The sequence below is a fragment of the Maricaulis sp. genome, from assembly GCF_048268525.1.
In the GTDB taxonomy this organism is placed as follows: Bacteria; Pseudomonadota; Alphaproteobacteria; order Caulobacterales; family Maricaulaceae; genus Maricaulis.
On the sequence record NZ_JBLWVH010000026.1, the window covers coordinates 32,875 to 47,979 of the forward strand.

14 protein-coding genes are annotated in these 15,105 nt (G+C 63.3%); 13 read left to right on the top strand and 1 reads right to left on the bottom strand.

What is annotated here, in order from left to right; all coding sequences use genetic code 11:
* The first annotated feature begins 7 nt into the window (after nucleotides 1-7).
* Genes ACN0X9_RS12815 through ACN0X9_RS12835 form a run of 5 tightly spaced genes read left to right on the top strand, consistent with a single transcriptional unit; the run spans nucleotide 8 to nucleotide 3,989 of the window.
* A complete protein-coding gene (locus ACN0X9_RS12815) occupies nucleotides 8-757 on the top strand; it encodes a biotin--[acetyl-CoA-carboxylase] ligase (RefSeq protein WP_417487957.1) in 750 nt (249 codons plus the stop codon).
* A 10-nt stretch (nucleotides 758-767) separates the two neighbouring features.
* Complete coding sequence (locus ACN0X9_RS12820; RefSeq protein WP_417487958.1) at nucleotides 768-1,547, top strand: type III pantothenate kinase; 780 nt, start codon at nucleotides 768-770, stop codon at nucleotides 1,545-1,547.
* A 47-nt stretch (nucleotides 1,548-1,594) separates the two neighbouring features.
* Entirely contained in the window at nucleotides 1,595-3,214 is a 1,620-nt protein-coding gene (locus tag ACN0X9_RS12825) for a ribonuclease J (RefSeq protein WP_417487970.1), read from the top strand.
* 17 nt (nucleotides 3,215-3,231) lie between these two features.
* Nucleotides 3,232-3,651 carry a methylmalonyl-CoA epimerase gene (gene mce, locus ACN0X9_RS12830; protein WP_417487959.1) on the top strand — a complete coding sequence of 140 codons (420 nt, stop codon included), beginning with the start codon at nucleotides 3,232-3,234 and terminating at the stop codon, nucleotides 3,649-3,651.
* Nucleotides 3,648-3,989, top strand: a complete 342-nt coding sequence (locus ACN0X9_RS12835) for a DUF1467 family protein (protein ID WP_417487960.1) — start codon at nucleotides 3,648-3,650, stop codon at nucleotides 3,987-3,989. Before mce ends, ACN0X9_RS12835 begins: the two co-directional genes overlap by 4 nt.
* A 6-nt stretch (nucleotides 3,990-3,995) precedes the next feature.
* Here ACN0X9_RS12835 and ACN0X9_RS12840 read toward each other — a convergent pair whose 3' ends face one another.
* Nucleotides 3,996-4,463 (bottom strand): DUF1203 domain-containing protein, encoded by a 468-nt coding sequence (locus ACN0X9_RS12840; protein WP_417487961.1) that lies wholly within the window; start codon nucleotides 4,461-4,463, stop codon nucleotides 3,996-3,998.
* Between the two features lie 706 nt (nucleotides 4,464-5,169).
* Here ACN0X9_RS12840 and proS point away from each other — a divergent pair.
* The 8 genes from proS to tsf all read left to right on the top strand — a co-directional run.
* Nucleotides 5,170-6,504 (top strand): proline--tRNA ligase, encoded by a 1,335-nt coding sequence (gene proS, locus ACN0X9_RS12845; RefSeq protein WP_417487962.1) that lies wholly within the window; start codon nucleotides 5,170-5,172, stop codon nucleotides 6,502-6,504.
* Complete coding sequence (locus ACN0X9_RS12850) at nucleotides 6,497-7,828, top strand: lipoprotein-releasing ABC transporter permease subunit (RefSeq protein ID WP_417487963.1); 1,332 nt, start codon at nucleotides 6,497-6,499, stop codon at nucleotides 7,826-7,828. Before proS ends, ACN0X9_RS12850 begins: the two co-directional genes overlap by 8 nt.
* Nucleotides 7,821-8,510, top strand: a complete 690-nt coding sequence (locus tag ACN0X9_RS12855) for an ABC transporter ATP-binding protein (RefSeq protein ID WP_417487964.1) — start codon at nucleotides 7,821-7,823, stop codon at nucleotides 8,508-8,510. Before ACN0X9_RS12850 ends, ACN0X9_RS12855 begins: the two co-directional genes overlap by 8 nt.
* Before the next feature lie 330 nt (nucleotides 8,511-8,840).
* Nucleotides 8,841-12,284, top strand: coding sequence for a DNA polymerase III subunit alpha (gene dnaE / locus ACN0X9_RS12860; protein WP_417487965.1), 3,444 nt, complete (start codon nucleotides 8,841-8,843; stop codon nucleotides 12,282-12,284).
* Nucleotides 12,285-12,587: 303 nt separating this feature from the next.
* Nucleotides 12,588-12,791 (top strand): hypothetical protein, encoded by a 204-nt coding sequence (locus tag ACN0X9_RS12865; RefSeq protein ID WP_417487966.1) that lies wholly within the window; start codon nucleotides 12,588-12,590, stop codon nucleotides 12,789-12,791.
* Nucleotides 12,792-12,938: 147 nt separating this feature from the next.
* The gene (locus ACN0X9_RS12870) at nucleotides 12,939-13,397 is read left to right on the top strand and encodes a YybH family protein (protein ID WP_417487967.1); all 459 of its coding nucleotides are present in this window, start codon (nucleotides 12,939-12,941) and stop codon (nucleotides 13,395-13,397) included.
* 261 nt (nucleotides 13,398-13,658) lie between these two features.
* On the top strand, nucleotides 13,659-14,531 hold the full coding sequence (rpsB, locus tag ACN0X9_RS12875) for a 30S ribosomal protein S2 (RefSeq protein ID WP_417487968.1): 873 nt from the start codon (nucleotides 13,659-13,661) through the stop codon (nucleotides 14,529-14,531).
* Nucleotides 14,532-14,565: 34 nt separating this feature from the next.
* The coding region (gene tsf / locus ACN0X9_RS12880) for a translation elongation factor Ts (RefSeq protein ID WP_417487969.1) at nucleotides 14,566-15,105 on the top strand (540 nt) is incomplete at its 3' end.

The window sequence follows — 15,105 nt, forward strand, 5'->3', positions numbered from 1 at the left end:
CTTAGCCTTGGCAGCGACCCAGCCCCAGCCCCGTATCGAGTGGATCGAGGAAACCAGCTCGACCAATGCCGATATCCAGGATCGGGCCTTGGCCGGTGAGCGTGGCCCATTATGGCTGGCGGCCCGCCGGCAGACGGCAGGGCGAGGGCGTCGTGGCCGTGCCTGGAGCGGGCTGAGCGGCAATCTCTTCAGCACGGGGCTGTACACGTTTCAGTGTGATCCGGGGCGGGCGGCCGAGCTGTCTTTCGCAGCCGCCCTGGCTGTTGCCGCGGTCTGCGACAGCGCCACGCGGGACCCGTCGGTGACGCGTCTGAAATGGCCCAATGATGTGCTCGTGCATGGCCGCAAGGTTGCGGGTATCCTGCTGGAGAGCGGTCCGGCGCCCGATGGCGGTCTGTGGCTGGCGGTGGGGATCGGCATTAATCTCGCCGAAGCACCAGACGATGCCGAGCGACCGGCCACGTCTCTGGGCCGGTATGGCGCGACCCTGTCGCCTGAGGTGGCACTCGAGACACTGGTCAGCGCCTTTGAGCGCGAACGCCAGGCCTGGCAGCTGGGCGGGTTCGGCCCGGTCCGCGATCGCTGGCTGACCCGGGCCCACGGTCTTGGCCAGCCCTGTGAAGCACGGCTTGAGGGCGAGACAGTCAAGGGCGTCTTTGCGGACCTGGGACCCGATGGCGCACTGCGACTGGACTTGGTCGGCGGCGGTCGCCGGTATATCTCCGCAGGAGACGTGTTTTTCCCGAAAGCGGGATGAAAGGAAGCCCATGCTGCTCGCGATCGATTGCGGCAACACCAATACGCTGTTTGCCATTCATGACGGCAATGACTGGGTCGCCCAATGGCGGTCGGGCACCGATGCCACCCGTACGGCCGATGAACATGCAGTATGGCTGACACAGCTCATGGCGTTGCAAGGGCTCTCCTTTGCCGACCTCACCGCCTGTGTGATTTCGACCGTTGTGCCGCAGGCCCTGTTCAATCTCCGCAATCTGTCGCGCCGCTATTTCAAGGCCGAGCCGGTCATTGTCGGTGAACCGGGCGTGCGCATAGATATCGAGGTTCGTCTGGACCGCCCGCAGGATGCCGGTGCTGACCGCCTGGTCAATGCCTTGGGCGCGCGAGCGATCTATGACGGCGCGCTGATCATCATTGATAGCGGCACAGCGACCACATTCGACGTGATTGCCGCTGATGGTGCCTTTGAAGGCGGGATAATTGCGCCCGGTATCAATCTCTCAATGCAGGCGCTGCACGGGGCGGCAGCCAAACTGCCGCGTGTCGCCATCGCCAAACCGGCGCGTGTCATGGGCAAGGACACGGTGTCGGCCATGCAGTCGGGCGTGTTCTGGGGCTATATCGACCTGATCGACGGGCTGGTCCATCGCCTCAAGAGCGAGTACGCCCAACCCATGACCGTGGTCGCGACCGGTGGTGTCGTCTCATTGTTTGACGGCGCCTCGAAGGCGATCGACCACTACGACGCGGATCTGACCATTCGCGGTCTTCTTGAAGTCTGGAAACTCAATGGCGGTGCCGATACGTGACCGATAGCCTCTACTTCCTGCCGCTCGGCGGATCCGATGAAATCGGCATGAATCTCAATCTCTACGGCTATGGGCCGGAGGGGAAACAGAAATGGATCATCGTCGATTGCGGTGTCACCTTCGGTGATCTTACGACACCGGGTGTCGACCTGATCATGCCCGATCCGCGCTTCATCGAGGAGCGCCGTGACGATCTGATCGGCATGGTGCTGACCCATGCCCACGAAGACCATATGGGCGCGGTGGCGCATCTGTGGCGGCGGCTGCGCTGTCCGATCTGGGCGACGCCCTTCACCGCCTGGCTGGTGCGTGACCGGCTGCGCGAATACGGGCTTCTCGACGAGGTCGAGCTGCACGAGATGGCGCTGGACTGCCGCTTCGATCTCGGCCCGTTCAACCTGCAACTGGTGACGCTGACCCATTCCATTCCCGAACCCAATGGCATCGCCATCCGCACGCCGGCGGGCATGGTGCTGCACACCGGTGACTGGAAGATCGACCCGGCCCCGATGATCGGCGAGGCGACCGATATCGACGCCCTGACCGCGATCGGCAATGAAGGCGTGCTGGCCATGGTCTGCGACAGCACGAATGTGTTTTCGCCCGGCGAGAGTGGCTCGGAAGGGGATGTCCGTGACGAGCTGATCAAGGTCGTCGGCGAATGCAAGACCGGCAAGGTGGCGATTGCCTCCTTCGCCTCCAATGTCGCGCGCCTGCAATCCTCCATTGAAGCCGCCGAGGCCAATGGCCGCCGCGTCTGCCTGGTTGGTCGCTCGATGCACCGCATGACCGCTGCCGCCAAGGCTGTCGGCATGTTGAAGCATGTGAAGGACTTCGTCAGCGAAGAGGAGGCGTCATCCTTCCCGGCCTCCAAGATTCTCTACCTGTGCACCGGATCACAAGGTGAGCCGCGCGCCGCCCTGTCACGCATCGCTGCGGGCAATCACCGCAATGTCTCGCTGAGCAGGGACGACACCGTCATTTTCTCGAGCCGCGTCATTCCGGGCAATGAGCTGGGAATATTCGAGCTGCAGAACCAGCTGGCCGAGCGCGGCGTCCATATCATCACCGAGAAGACCCGGCCGATCCATGTCTCCGGCCATCCCTGCCGGGACGAGCTGGCGCAGATGTATGCCTGGGCCAAGCCGAGCGTGGCCATCCCGGTGCATGGCGAGCGCCGTCACCTGCTCGAGCATGCCGATTTTGCCCGTGAGTTGCAGGTGCCGCATTCGGTTTCTGTCCGCAATGGCGACATGGTCCAGATCCGCTCGGACGGCACCGCCTCGATCGTCGACGAGGCGCCGGCCAGCCGGCTCCATGTCGATGGCAATTTCATCGTCGATGCCGACGCCGCTTCGATGCGCGAGCGCCGCAAGCTGGCCCATGCCGGACAGGTGACGCTGTCGATGGCGGTCAGCGAGAAAGGCGAGATCGTCTCGGGCCCGGAAGTGCGCCTGCAGGGCGTGCCGGAAGACGACAACATGTCCCTCGACGATTTCGCCGACGCCATGGCCGACGAGGCCGAGCGCGCCTTCGACCGCCTGTCCAAGCGCGATAAGCGCGATGTCGAGCGGGCCGAGGAAGAAGTCCGCCGCGCGGTCCGCCGCGAGGCCAATCGCATCTGGGGCAAGAAGCCCTGGGTCGAGATCATGATGCTGGAAGTCTGAAACCGGGAGATAACCCCATGAAGATCGGACGTTTGAACCATGTCGGCGTGGCCGTTCCCGATATCGAGGCGGCCAAGAAAACCTATGCCGACCTTTATGGCGCGAGCGATGCGACCGAAACCCGGGACTTCCCGCATCTGGGTGTTCGTGTCGCTTTTGTCCATCTCGACAATTCCGAGATCGAGCTGATCGAGCCGTGCGGTGAGGCCAGCCCGATCCACAAGTTTCTCGAGCGCAATCCCAAGGGCGGCCAGCACCATATCTGCTTTGAAGTGCCCGACATCATTGCTGCCCGCGACGCCATGCGCGAGCGGGGCGCGACGGTGCTGGGCACAGGAGAGCCCTATGTCGGCGCCCATGGCGTCCCGGTAATCTTTGTTCACCCGAAGGACAGCCATGGCCAGCTGATCGAATTGATGCAGGAGCCGGCCCGATGACCCGCTGGCTCAGCTATCTGCCCGTCGCCCTGGCGTCCATTCTCTGGCTCAAGGGGTTTTTCGTCCGGGATGGCGGTGTCGGAATCGTCAATGGCATTGTGGTCTTCCTGATCGTCTGGTGGCTGTTTTTCTTCATGATGCTGCCGGTCGGCGTTCGCTCGCAGGAAGAGTCGGGTGATGTGGTGGCCGGCTCCGAGCCCGGCGCACCACAAGCCCCTAATCTGAAACAGAAAATGTGGTGGACCACGATTGCGGCCTCGATTGTCTGGATCATTTACTTCGTCGTCACCGAAAGCGGTGTGATGGCGCAATTCATGCCGCAGCGCCTGTATAGCTAAGCCGGGTTAGCCACGTTCCACCCGCGCCGCGAAACAGCCATGGGCGGCGTTGTGCACGTCGACATGGGCGACGTCCTCACGCGCCAGAGCGGCCTCGATATTGACCGTCGGGTCACCGCCCAGGGCGAGATCCGCTCCGACCAGCATGCCGTCCGCATCAAACAGGCGCAGCGCCAGCGGTCGGCCTTTCATGACCGGCGGGATGGCATCGTGAAAGCGGGCGGCTTCGGTGGCCGTCTCGCGCACAAAGATCGCATAGCTGCTGCGATAGGGCGTGTCGGCCGTATGACTGACATGGTTGAGCAGGAGCAGCGTCTCGCCCGGCTCGGCGTCTTCCAGCGTGATGCGGCAGGGATAGCCGGGCTTGGCGGTCGCGGTGTGCCGGACGATGCCGTGCTCGGCCAGTTTCTCATCGCTCATGCCGAAAAATGGTGTGAAAGCGTCCGGCGCGAGCCCGGTGATGGTGAAGGCCATGGGTGTCTCCTCTGGATTGATGTCACACCCTGTCGCGCCTGAAGCCACACGCCCACCCGATCCTTGCTGTCGCCTGCGGCATGCGCCTTCGTCTTCGCGCGCTTTCACGCCGAAGTATGGGAGGGAACGGGATGTCGGCGGACACCGGGGTGTCCTGGTGGTGGTCTGCGGTGTCCGTGATGTCCTCGACATCCCGTTCTCGGAGATTTCCCGGACGCTCTCGCGACCGATTCCAATGCGCCAGGTACTGAGGGTCGGTCGTTTAGTGCCCCTGGACCTGATCACACGCCCTGCCGGAGCTATGGATTGTCACATCCAAGGCGCGGACAGGCTCCGCTCGCTTCCGGGCACAAGTGACTGAGCTCGCGCCTCCCGTCCCGAAAACCGAGGGCATTATGGGGTGGGCGGCGAGGGGGGAGGATAAGTTCGTCTCTATCCCCGCCTCACACACCGTCATCCCGATGACGATCGGGACCCAGTCTGCGACGCGAAGTCGTTGCCACGCTTGGTGAAATTGAGTGTGCGAGGCTGGGTCCTGACTTTCGTCAGGATGACGTTTTGGGTGGGTTATGCGGAGCATAAGGCGAAGTACCGCCATTCGGAGCGCAATCGGTTGGGTCTCTGCACCCCGACATCGCTGCCGCCTTGTATTACGGCGCTCACCCGGTCTAATGGGCGTCACACCCTTGCCCAGCGGAATCGCCCCATGCGCCTGTCCCGATATTTCCTGCCCGTCCTGAAAGAAACCCCGTCCGATGCCGAGATTGTCTCGCACCAGCTGATGCTGCGCGCCGGCATGATCAAGCAGGAGGCCGCCGGTATTTATGCCTGGCTGCCGCTGGGCCATCGCGTGCTGCGCAAGATCGAGCAGATCGTGCGCGAGGAACAGGACCGGGCCGGCGCGGTTGAGCTCTTGATGCCGACCATCCAGTCCGCCGATCTGTGGCGCGAGAGCGGCCGCTATGAGGATTATGGGGACGAGATGCTGCGCATCATCGACCGCCATGATCGCGACATGCTGTTCGGGCCGACCAATGAGGAGATGATTACCGACATCTTCCGGTCTTATTGCAAGTCCTACAAGGACGTCCCCAAGCTCCTCTATCATATCCAGTGGAAATTCCGCGATGAGCGCCGGCCCCGTTTCGGGGTCATGCGCGGGCGCGAATTCCTGATGAAGGATGCCTATTCCTTCGATGTCGACGAGGCGGCAGCGCGGCGCTCCTATAACCGCATGTTCGTGGCCTATCTCAACACCTTCGCCCGGCTTGGTCTGAAGGCGGTGCCGATGCAGGCCGATACCGGTCCGATCGGCGGCGATCTCAGCCATGAATTCATCGTTCTGGCCGAAACCGGCGAGAGCGAGGTGTTCTGCCATGCCGATCTGGTTGAGATGGGCGCGCCGGGTCTTGATGTCGATTTCGACGGCGATCTGCAGCCGCTGGTCGACCAGCGCACGGCGCTCTACGCGGCGACCGAGGAAATGCACCAGCCCGAGGCCTTTGCGGCCGTGCCGGCCGACCGCCAGCTGTCAGCCCGCGGGATCGAGGTTGGCCATATCTTCAATTTCGGCACCAAGTATTCCGAGCCGATGAAAGCCACGGTCCAGCACCAGGACGGTCAGCCGCGCCCGGTCCATATGGGCTCCTACGGGGTCGGCGTGTCGCGCCTGCTGGGTGCGATCATCGAAGCGCATCATGACGAGAAGGGCTGTATCTGGCCGGAAAGCGTCGCGCCGTTCGGGGCGGGGATCATCAATATGCGCGTCGGCGACGAAGCTTGCGATGCCGGCTGCGAGGCCGCCTACCAGGGCCTGGTAAAGGCCGGGCTCGACCCGCTCTATGACGATACCGACAATCGCGCCGGCGCAAAGTTCGCGACCGCCGATCTGATTGGATTGCCCTATCAGCTGGTAGTCGGGCCGCGTGGGCTGAAAGAGGGCAAGATCGAGCTGAAAATCCGCCGCACCGGTGAGACACACGAAATGTCGCCCGAGGATGCCGTCAGCCGGCTTGCTGAAGGGGCGTTCAGCGATGTCTGAGGCGGCTGGCGAGACGGGTGTCGGTGAAGGCGGCGGCGCACGGCCGTTCAGCCCCTATGAATTCCTGCTCGCCTTTCGCTATCTGCGTTCGCGCCGCAAGCATGGCGGTGTGGCGCTGATTGCCTGGATATCCTTTGGCGGGATCGCCCTGGCGGTGACCGGCCTGATCGCCGTCATGTCGATCATGAACGGCTTCCGCGCCGAGCTATTCAGCCAACTTCTCGGCTTTCAGCCACATGTCTATGTCGATACACGGGAAATGCCCGCTGATGATGTCGACCGTTTGCTGATGGAAATTGAAGCCATGACCGGTGTGACCAGCGCCGATCCGGTCGTTTCCGGTCAGGTGATGGCGACCTCCGACAGATACGAAACCTTCCTCCAGGTGCTCGCCGTGCGACCACAGGATCTTGCCGAGATGGACGTGATCCGGTCGGGCGAGGACCCGCGCAGCCGCACCGGGCTGACCCATGGCGACCTGTCGGAATTCGGGACGGGCCGCAATGGCGGTGACGTCATCGTGCTGGGCACCGGCGTGGCCCGCCGTCTGGGGGTCAATGTCGGCGACCGCGTGACCTTCCTGTCGGCCCGCGCCGCGCCGTCGGCGTTCGGGGCACGGCCCCAGCAAAAAGCCTATTATGTCGGTGCGATCCTGGCGGCCGGCGTCTCCACCATTGATGACAGTCTCGCCTACATGCCGTTGGAACAGGGGCAGTTGTTTTTCGTGCGGGGTGATGATGTGGACTTGATCCAGGTCCGTCTCGACGACGCCGAACAGGCTCCACTCTATGTCGATCCGGTCAGCGACATCGCCGGCCCGAATGCGGCTGTCTATGACTATACAAGGCTCGACCCGGCCTTTTTCAACGCACTGCAATTCGAGCGCACAGCGATGCGCCTGATCCTGTCGATCGTTGTGGCGATCGCGGCGATGAACATCATTTCCGGCCTGGTCATGCTGGTGAAGAACAAGTCCCGTGACATCGCCATCCTGCGCACCATGGGCGCGACCCGGGCTTCGATCATGCGGGTCTTCCTGATTGTCGGTGCCAGCATCGGCATGGCCGGGACCCTGGCCGGGCTGATTGTGGGGATCTTGTTCGTGGTCAATATCGGTCCGATCCAGGACTTCATCACCTGGACCACTGGCGCCCAGGTCTGGGATCCAAGCGTTTATTATCTCTACCGTATCCCCGCCAAAATGGATTGGGGCGAGGTCGCTTTCATCTCGACTTTCGGCCTTGTTGTGTCGCTGCTGGTCACCCTGCCACCGGCCTGGCGGGCGGCCCGGCTCGATCCGGTGGAGGCGCTTCGCTATGAGTGATTTCGTCCTCGAACTCGATTCGATCGACCGCACCTATGTGACCGAGGCTGGCGAGCTGCCCGTGCTGCGCGGTGCCAGCCTGTCGCTGGCACCGGGCGAGATTGTCGGGCTTGTCGGACCGTCCGGCTCCGGCAAGTCCTCCTTGCTACATGCAGCCGGATTGCTGGAGCGCCCCGATGCCGGCGAAGTGCGGGTGAGGGGACAGGCGACGCGCGATCTGGATGACCGGACCCGCACAGCCATCCGCCGCCGCGATATCGGTTTCGTCTACCAATTCCATCACTTGCTGCCGGAATTCGATGCGTTGGAGAACATTGTCCTGCCGCAGCTGATCGCCGGCGTTCCGTCCGCCAAGGCCCGCCAGCGCGCCGAAGAATTGCTGACACGGCTGGGTCTGGCCGAGCGTCTGCTTCATCAGCCATCCCAGCTGTCCGGCGGGGAGCAGCAACGCGTCGCCATAGCCCGGGCGCTGGCCAATGCGCCACACGTCCTTCTGGCCGACGAACCGACCGGCAATCTCGATCCGGATACGTCAGACACCGTGTTCGCGGCCTTCCGCGATACGGTCCGGGCCGAGGGCGCTGCTGCGCTGGTCGCGACCCATAACCACGAACTGGCCGGAAGAATGGACCGCATCCTGACCTTCGCGGACGGGCATCTGACGCCGTATGTTCCTGCCTGAGCAGGGCGGTTTCCAAACATGGAACAAAATTGGAACAAATGCCTTGACGCTCTCATTGTCGCGCAATAGAACAAATGGCGAACATAGTTGTTGGGGAGATAGCCATGCGCCGCGTTGTTCAAGATGTTTCTGCCGCCACTGCCGTTCTGGGCTTTGCCTGGATGATCGCCATGTGGGGATCTGTTCTCGGCGCGGCCTGAACCGTCTATGCTGGTCCGGCTGACTCGGAGGGCGCTGCCAGGTGCTGATCCGGTGAGTGGTCGGGCCGGGTGGCGGCCTGATGCGGTGTCCATGATCCAGGCATGATCGGGACCGGTTCGGGAGAATGGGATGGCCGCGCAGCTACCCTTTGTGCATTTGCGGGTTCGGTCGCCTTACTCCGTGCTCGAGGGTGCGATCCGCATGCCCAAAATGGTCGAGGCCTGTCAGACCCATGGCATGCCGGCGATCGCGCTGACGGACACAAACAATCTTTTCGGGGCGCTTGAGTTCTCCGAGGTCCTGTCAGGGGCCGGGGTACAACCGATTGTCGGTTGCACGCTGAAAGTCCGTCTGGGTGATCCGCATCCGGGCGAGCGCGCCGAGCCGGACGGGACGCTGGTCCTGCTGGCCCAGGACGTGGTCGGCTATGGCAATCTGATGGCGCTTTCCAGCGCCGCCTATCTCGATGTTGACGGGACGGAAGAGCCGCACATCCCGTTCAGCCTGGTGCTCGATCACGCGGCCGGGCTGATTGCCCTGACCGGCGGGCCGGATGGCCTTCTCAACCGCCTGATCACCGGCGGCCGTCAGCCCGAAGCGGCGACCTATCTCGACCAGCTCGCCACGGCCTTTGGCGATCGGCTCTATGTCGAGCTGCAGCGCCACGGTCTTGAAGCCGAGCTCGAGGCCGAGGACTGGCTGGTCGGCCAGGCCTATGCCCGCGATCTGCCCCTGGTTGCGACCAATGAGGCCTATTTCCCGGACCAGTCGATGCACAAGGCCCATGACGCCTTGTTGTGTATCTCGGAGAGCTCTTTCGTCTCTGTTGCCGACCGGCGCCGGGTGACGGCGGACCACTATCTGACCACTCCGGAAGAGATGAATGCGCGCTTTGCCGACCTGCCGGAAGCGCTGACCAATACGATCGAGATTGCCCGTCGCTGCGCCTTTCGGGTCCGCACCCACGCGCCGATCCTGCCCAGCTTCCCCACCGTGGGCGGAAGGACCGAGGTCGAGGAGCTGATCGCGCGCGCCCATGAAGGCCTGACTGACCGGCTGGCCAGCATCAATGCGGCAGCGCCCGAGGAGGAGTATCGGGCCCGTCTCGACTTCGAGCTCGACATCATCAAGCAGATGGGGTTTCCGGGCTATTTCCTGATCGTCTCGGACTTCATCCAGTGGGCCAAGAATAACGACATCCCGGTCGGGCCGGGCCGGGGGTCCGGTGCCGGCTCGCTGGTCGCCTACGCCCTGACCATCACCGATCTCGATCCCTTGCGCTTCGGTCTGCTGTTCGAGCGCTTCCTCAATCCCGAGCGGGTCTCCATGCCCGACTTCGACGTCGACTTCTGTCAGGAACGCCGCGGCGAGGTGATCCGCTATGTGCAGGAGCAATACGGACATGACCGGGTCGCCCAGATCATCACCTTCGGCACCCTGCAGGCTCGCGCCGTGGTGCGCGATACCGGGCGTGTGCTGCAGCTCCCTCTGGGTCTGGTCGACCGGCTTGCCAAAATGGTGCCGGCCAACCCGGCCAATCCGGTCACCCTGGCCCAGGCGCTCGATATCGAGCCGCGCCTGCGCGAAATGCGCCGCGATGACGATTCGGTCGACACGCTGCTGACCGTCGCCCTGAAACTGGAAGGCCTGTTCCGCAACGCCTCGACACACGCCGCCGGTGTGGTGATCGGTGACCGGAAACTGTCCGAACTGGTGCCGCTCTATCGCGACCCGCGCTCGGACATTCCCGCTACCCAGTTCAACATGAAATGGGTCGAGCCCGCCGGTCTTGTGAAGTTCGACTTCCTGGGACTGAAAACCCTGACCGTGATTGCCCGCGCGCTGGGTTATATCGCCTCGACCGGCAAGGACGTGCCCGATATCGAAGGGCTCGATTTCGACGACCAGGCGACCTTCGATCTCCTGCAGTCGGGCCATGCGATCGGCGTGTTCCAGCTGGAATCATCCGGCATGCGCGACACGCTCAAGAAGATGAAGCCGGATGCGATCGAGGACCTGATCGCCCTGATCTCGCTGTATCGACCGGGCCCGATGAAGAATATCGACGTCTATGTCGACCGGAAGTTCGGTCGCGCCGAGGTCGATTGCCTGCACCCGGATCTCGAAGGCGTGCTGTCGGAAACCTATGGCGTCATCATCTACCAGGAACAGGTGATGCAGATCGCCCAGATCCTGTCCGGCTACTCGCTCGGCGAGGCCGACCTGTTGCGCCGGGCCATGGGCAAGAAGAAAAAAGAGGAGATGGACAAGCAGAAAGTCCGTTTCCTCGAAGGTGCCGAAGCCAAGGGCGTCAGCCGCGAGAAGGCCTCCTACATCTTTGAACTGGTGGCCGAGTTCGCCGGCTATGGCTTCAACAAGTCACACGCCGCCGCCTACGCCGCCATCGCCTACCGGACCGGCTATCTGAAAGCCAATTATCCGGTCGAGTTCATGGCCGCGTTGATGTCGCTGGACGCCGCCAATACCGACAAGCTGTCCGCCTTCTTCCAGGAAGTACGGCGCATGAAGCTGGATGTGCGGCCGCCGGATGTGAATGCCTCGCAGGCCGATTTCTCGGTCGAGGAGGGGACGATCCGCTTTGCCCTCGGCGCCATCCGCAATGTCGGCTTTGTGGCCATGGAACACATCGTTGCCGAACGTGAGGCCAATGGCCCCTTCCGTGATCTCTATGACTTCGCCGAACGGGTCGATCCGCGTCAGGTCAACAAGCGTACATTTGAAAACCTCGCCAAGGCCGGCGCCTTTGACAGCCTCGATCCGGACCGGGCCCGGGTGATGGCCTCGGCGGAAACCCTGATCTCGATGGCCCAGCATGCCGCCGAGCAGCGCGAAAGCGCCCAGGCCAGCCTGTTCGGGGGCGGCGGCGAGGAGGCCCAGCTCGAACGTCCGCGCCTGCCCGAACCAGATCCCTGGACCGCGACCCAGCGTCTCGATGCCGAATTGTCGGCCATTGGTTTCTACCTGTCCGGCCACCCGCTCGACGATCTGGCCGAACACCTGGCCGGTCGCGGCGTGGTCTTCTTCGCCGAGGCGCCAGCCCGGGTCGCCGATGGCGCCACTGCGCTTCGCCTCGCAGGCATGGTGCGGCGGCGCCAGGAGCGGGTCTCCAACAAGAATGGCGAGCGTTTCGCCTGGACAACCCTGTCGGACCCGACCGGCGAGTTCGAGGTCTTCGTCAATTCCGATCTGCTGGTCAGTTCGCGCGATATCCTCGACAGCGGCCAGGCTGTGATGGTCAATTGCCGGGTCGATGAGCGCGACGAGCAGATTTCCTTTTTCGCTGACAAGATCGAACCGCTCGACACGAAAGTGTCCGCCGAGCGCTTGCGGATCCGTCTTGATACCGCTGGCGCGCTGGCTGGCATACATGCCCGGCTCGAGCGGGCGAACGGCCGCAAGGACGCCAGTCACGACGCGGTGATCGATCTCTTCCTGCCGCTGCGTGATGGCGGCGAAATCGAGATGCGACTGCCCGGCCGCCACAGCGCCGATGCAGCCCTGCAGGCGGCGCTCAAGGGCGTGAAGGGCGTGGCCTCGGTGGAGACGGTCTGATGCCGGGCTGGTGGGTGATGGTCGAAGTGTCCGCGCTCGATGTGCCATCCGCGGCGAGTGGAAAAATTCTCCGCGGATATACGACGTCCGGCCTCGTACTGGCTCGTGATCTGACTGAATTGAAGGGGAAAGCCATTCAGTTCGCGGCGCAGCACTATGAGCGCAATGATCTCGCCGGACTGGATCAAGCCCGAGCACCCGTGTTTCGCTTGGTTGAGTGGCGTCCGTGTCGCGCGTTGAATTGGTGGTCAAGCCGCCTGCGCCAGCGTCACGCTTTGCGTCGGGGCGGGAGCTGGTGGAGCGATGACGACGATAGTGATCACGGTACCCAACCCCGAGCACCGGACTAGTCATCCGCAAGGGCATGCCAACGCGGCGTTTGCGGTGGTCTCGCGTGCTTGCCAACCTGCCTTTGCGCGCCTGGAGCGGGCCAACAAGCACGCCGATGCAGCGTTGCAAGCGGCGCTCAAGGGTGTGAAGGGCGTGGCCTCGGTCGAGACGGTGTGATCCAGTCGCATCCGTGCGCAGAGTCGGCACCTCGTTGCCGCCGAGGGGCTGAGTCAGGCAAGGCCGTGCGACGGTGCCGCATTGTCCAGACTTGAAAGTGGTCAAAGCGCTGGCGATAGTCTTGCCATCCAAAAGGGGGATGAATCGATGATCCGATATTTGACAGCCGGATTGCTGGCCCTGTCTGCCAGCTCTCAGGTGATGGCCCAGGAGACGCCCGACGCGCTGCTGCAGGCCTTCATTGCCGCCATCGAGGCGGAAGACTCGCAGGCCTTGGCCAGTCTTTATGTTGAAGATGCCGACAGTTACACGCCCAGCGCCAATCATGCCCGCGGCCGCGCTGCGATCGCAGCGGACTGGCAGGGCTTTTTTGATGCCTTCGACAATATCGAGCTCGAGATCGACGCGCATGGCTCGGCCCATTCCGGCACGAGCCATGCCGCCTGGGGCCTTTGGACCCTGACCCAAACGCCGGCCGGCGGGGGCGAGTCCTTTGTGCTGACAGGCCGTTTCATGGATGTCCAAACCCAGATTGATGGGCGCTGGTATTATGTCGCGGACCATTCCTCGGCATCCCCGGTCGCCGTTGCGATGGATCAGGACTGAGCCCCGTTTGTGGCGTCCGGGGCCCCCGCCCCGGATCCCGCTCGGCGCATTCGGGACGGCAGTCGAGGCGGCAATAGCCGGGGCGCATGCCAGCACTGCTTTTCCGGCGGCCTCACGCGCTTGCCAAGGCGTCCTTGCGCGCCTATAAGCCGCGCCATCACGCACACGGGGCTACGTCCGGTTTTTGACCTGACGCTCCGGTGTCATCTGTCCAGGCAGGTGACTCCGCCCCGTGGAGGCCAACCGGAAAAGGAAAACACGATGGCTCTCCCCGATTTCAGCATGCGTCAGCTGCTCGAAGCTGGTTGTCACTTTGGACACCAGACCCACCGCTGGAACCCGAAGATGAAGGATTTCATCTTTGGTGAGCGGTCCAACATTCACATTATCGACCTCTCGCAAACCGTTCCGCTGCTGCACCAGGCCCTGGTGAAAGTGCGCGAGACGGCTGCCAAGGGCGGTCGCGTACTGTTCGTCGGTACCAAGCGCCAGGCCCAGGACCCGCTGGCCCAGGCCGCCGGTCGCTGCGCCCAGTACTACATGAATCAGCGCTGGCTCGGCGGTACGCTGACCAACTGGCGCACCATCTCGAACTCCATCGCCCGCCTGCGCGAGCTGGAAGGCATGTTCGAGAATGAGGGCGGCATGGCCGGCCTGACCAAGAAAGAACAGCTGATGCTGACCCGCGAGCGCGAGAAGCTCGATCGTTCGCTGGGCGGTATCAAGGACATGGGCGGCACGCCGGATCTGATGTTCGTGATCGACACGAACAAGGAAGGCATCGCCATCCAGGAAGCCAAGAAGCTCGGCATTCCGGTCATCGCCGTGGTCGACACCAATTGCGACCCGGACCTCGTTGACTTCCCGATCCCGGGCAATGATGACGCCAGCCGCGCCATCTCGCTGTATTGCGACCTGATCGCCGACGCTGTCCTGGACGGCATGGGCGACAGCCAGCTGGCGATGGGCATGGATCTGGGCGAAGCTGAAGCACCGGTCGAGACGCTGGTCGAAGCCGAAGCGCCGGCTGAAGCCCCGGCCGAGGCCGCTCCGGCAGCCGAAGAAGCACCGGCTGCGGACGCCGAGGCGGCTGCCACGGACACGTCATCCGAATCTGACAAGACCGAAGCCTAAGACTTCGATCCAAAGCGAAATTCAGGAGAAACCGATGGCTGGCATTACCGCTGCTCTCGTGAAGGAACTGCGCGACAAGACGGGCGTAGGCATGATGGACTGCAAGAAGGCACTCGGCGAGACCGATGGTGACTTCGAAGCGGCTGTCGACTGGCTGCGCAAGAAGGGCCTGTCCAAGGCTGCCAAGAAGGCCGACCGTGTCGCCGCCGAAGGCCTCGTTGCCGTTGCCACCGATGGTGGCCGGGGCGCTGTGGTCGAAGTCAATTCCGAAACCGATTTCGTGGCCCGGAACGAAAAGTTCCAGACCGCGGTCAAGGAAATCGCTGCCCTCGCCATTGGCGGTAGCGGTGATGTCGCCGAGATCAAGGCAGCGTCCACGTCTGGCGGTTCCACGGTCGAGGATCACCTGACCAACCTGATCGCCACGATCGGTGAGAACATGGCCCTGCGCCGTGCGGCCGTTGTCGTGGCCGAGCCGGGCGTGGTTGCGTCCTACGTGCACAATCCGGCGGCGACCGACATGGGCGCCATCGGCGTGCTCGTCGGCCTTCAGTCCGAAGGTGACAAGGACAAG

Bases quoted from the DNA above. Each gene is read 5' to 3' on its own strand.
- ACN0X9_RS12840 (WP_417487961.1), bottom strand. From the start codon at position 4,463: ATGGCCTTCACCATCACCGGGCTCGCGCCGGACGCTTTCACACCATTT.
- ACN0X9_RS12820 (WP_417487958.1), top strand. From the start codon at position 768: ATGCTGCTCGCGATCGATTGCGGCAACACCAATACGCTGTTTGCCATT.
- ACN0X9_RS12865 (WP_417487966.1), top strand. From the start codon at position 12,588: ATGACGACGATAGTGATCACGGTACCCAACCCCGAGCACCGGACTAGT.
- rpsB (WP_417487968.1), top strand. From the start codon at position 13,659: ATGGCTCTCCCCGATTTCAGCATGCGTCAGCTGCTCGAAGCTGGTTGT.
- ACN0X9_RS12855 (WP_417487964.1), top strand. From the start codon at position 7,821: ATGAGTGATTTCGTCCTCGAACTCGATTCGATCGACCGCACCTATGTG.
- ACN0X9_RS12870 (WP_417487967.1), top strand. From the start codon at position 12,939: ATGATCCGATATTTGACAGCCGGATTGCTGGCCCTGTCTGCCAGCTCT.
- ACN0X9_RS12825 (WP_417487970.1), top strand. From the start codon at position 1,595: ATGAATCTCAATCTCTACGGCTATGGGCCGGAGGGGAAACAGAAATGG.
- mce (WP_417487959.1), top strand. From the start codon at position 3,232: ATGAAGATCGGACGTTTGAACCATGTCGGCGTGGCCGTTCCCGATATC.
- ACN0X9_RS12850 (WP_417487963.1), top strand. From the start codon at position 6,497: ATGTCTGAGGCGGCTGGCGAGACGGGTGTCGGTGAAGGCGGCGGCGCA.
- ACN0X9_RS12835 (WP_417487960.1), top strand. From the start codon at position 3,648: ATGACCCGCTGGCTCAGCTATCTGCCCGTCGCCCTGGCGTCCATTCTC.
- dnaE (WP_417487965.1), top strand. From the start codon at position 8,841: ATGGCCGCGCAGCTACCCTTTGTGCATTTGCGGGTTCGGTCGCCTTAC.
- proS (WP_417487962.1), top strand. From the start codon at position 5,170: ATGCGCCTGTCCCGATATTTCCTGCCCGTCCTGAAAGAAACCCCGTCC.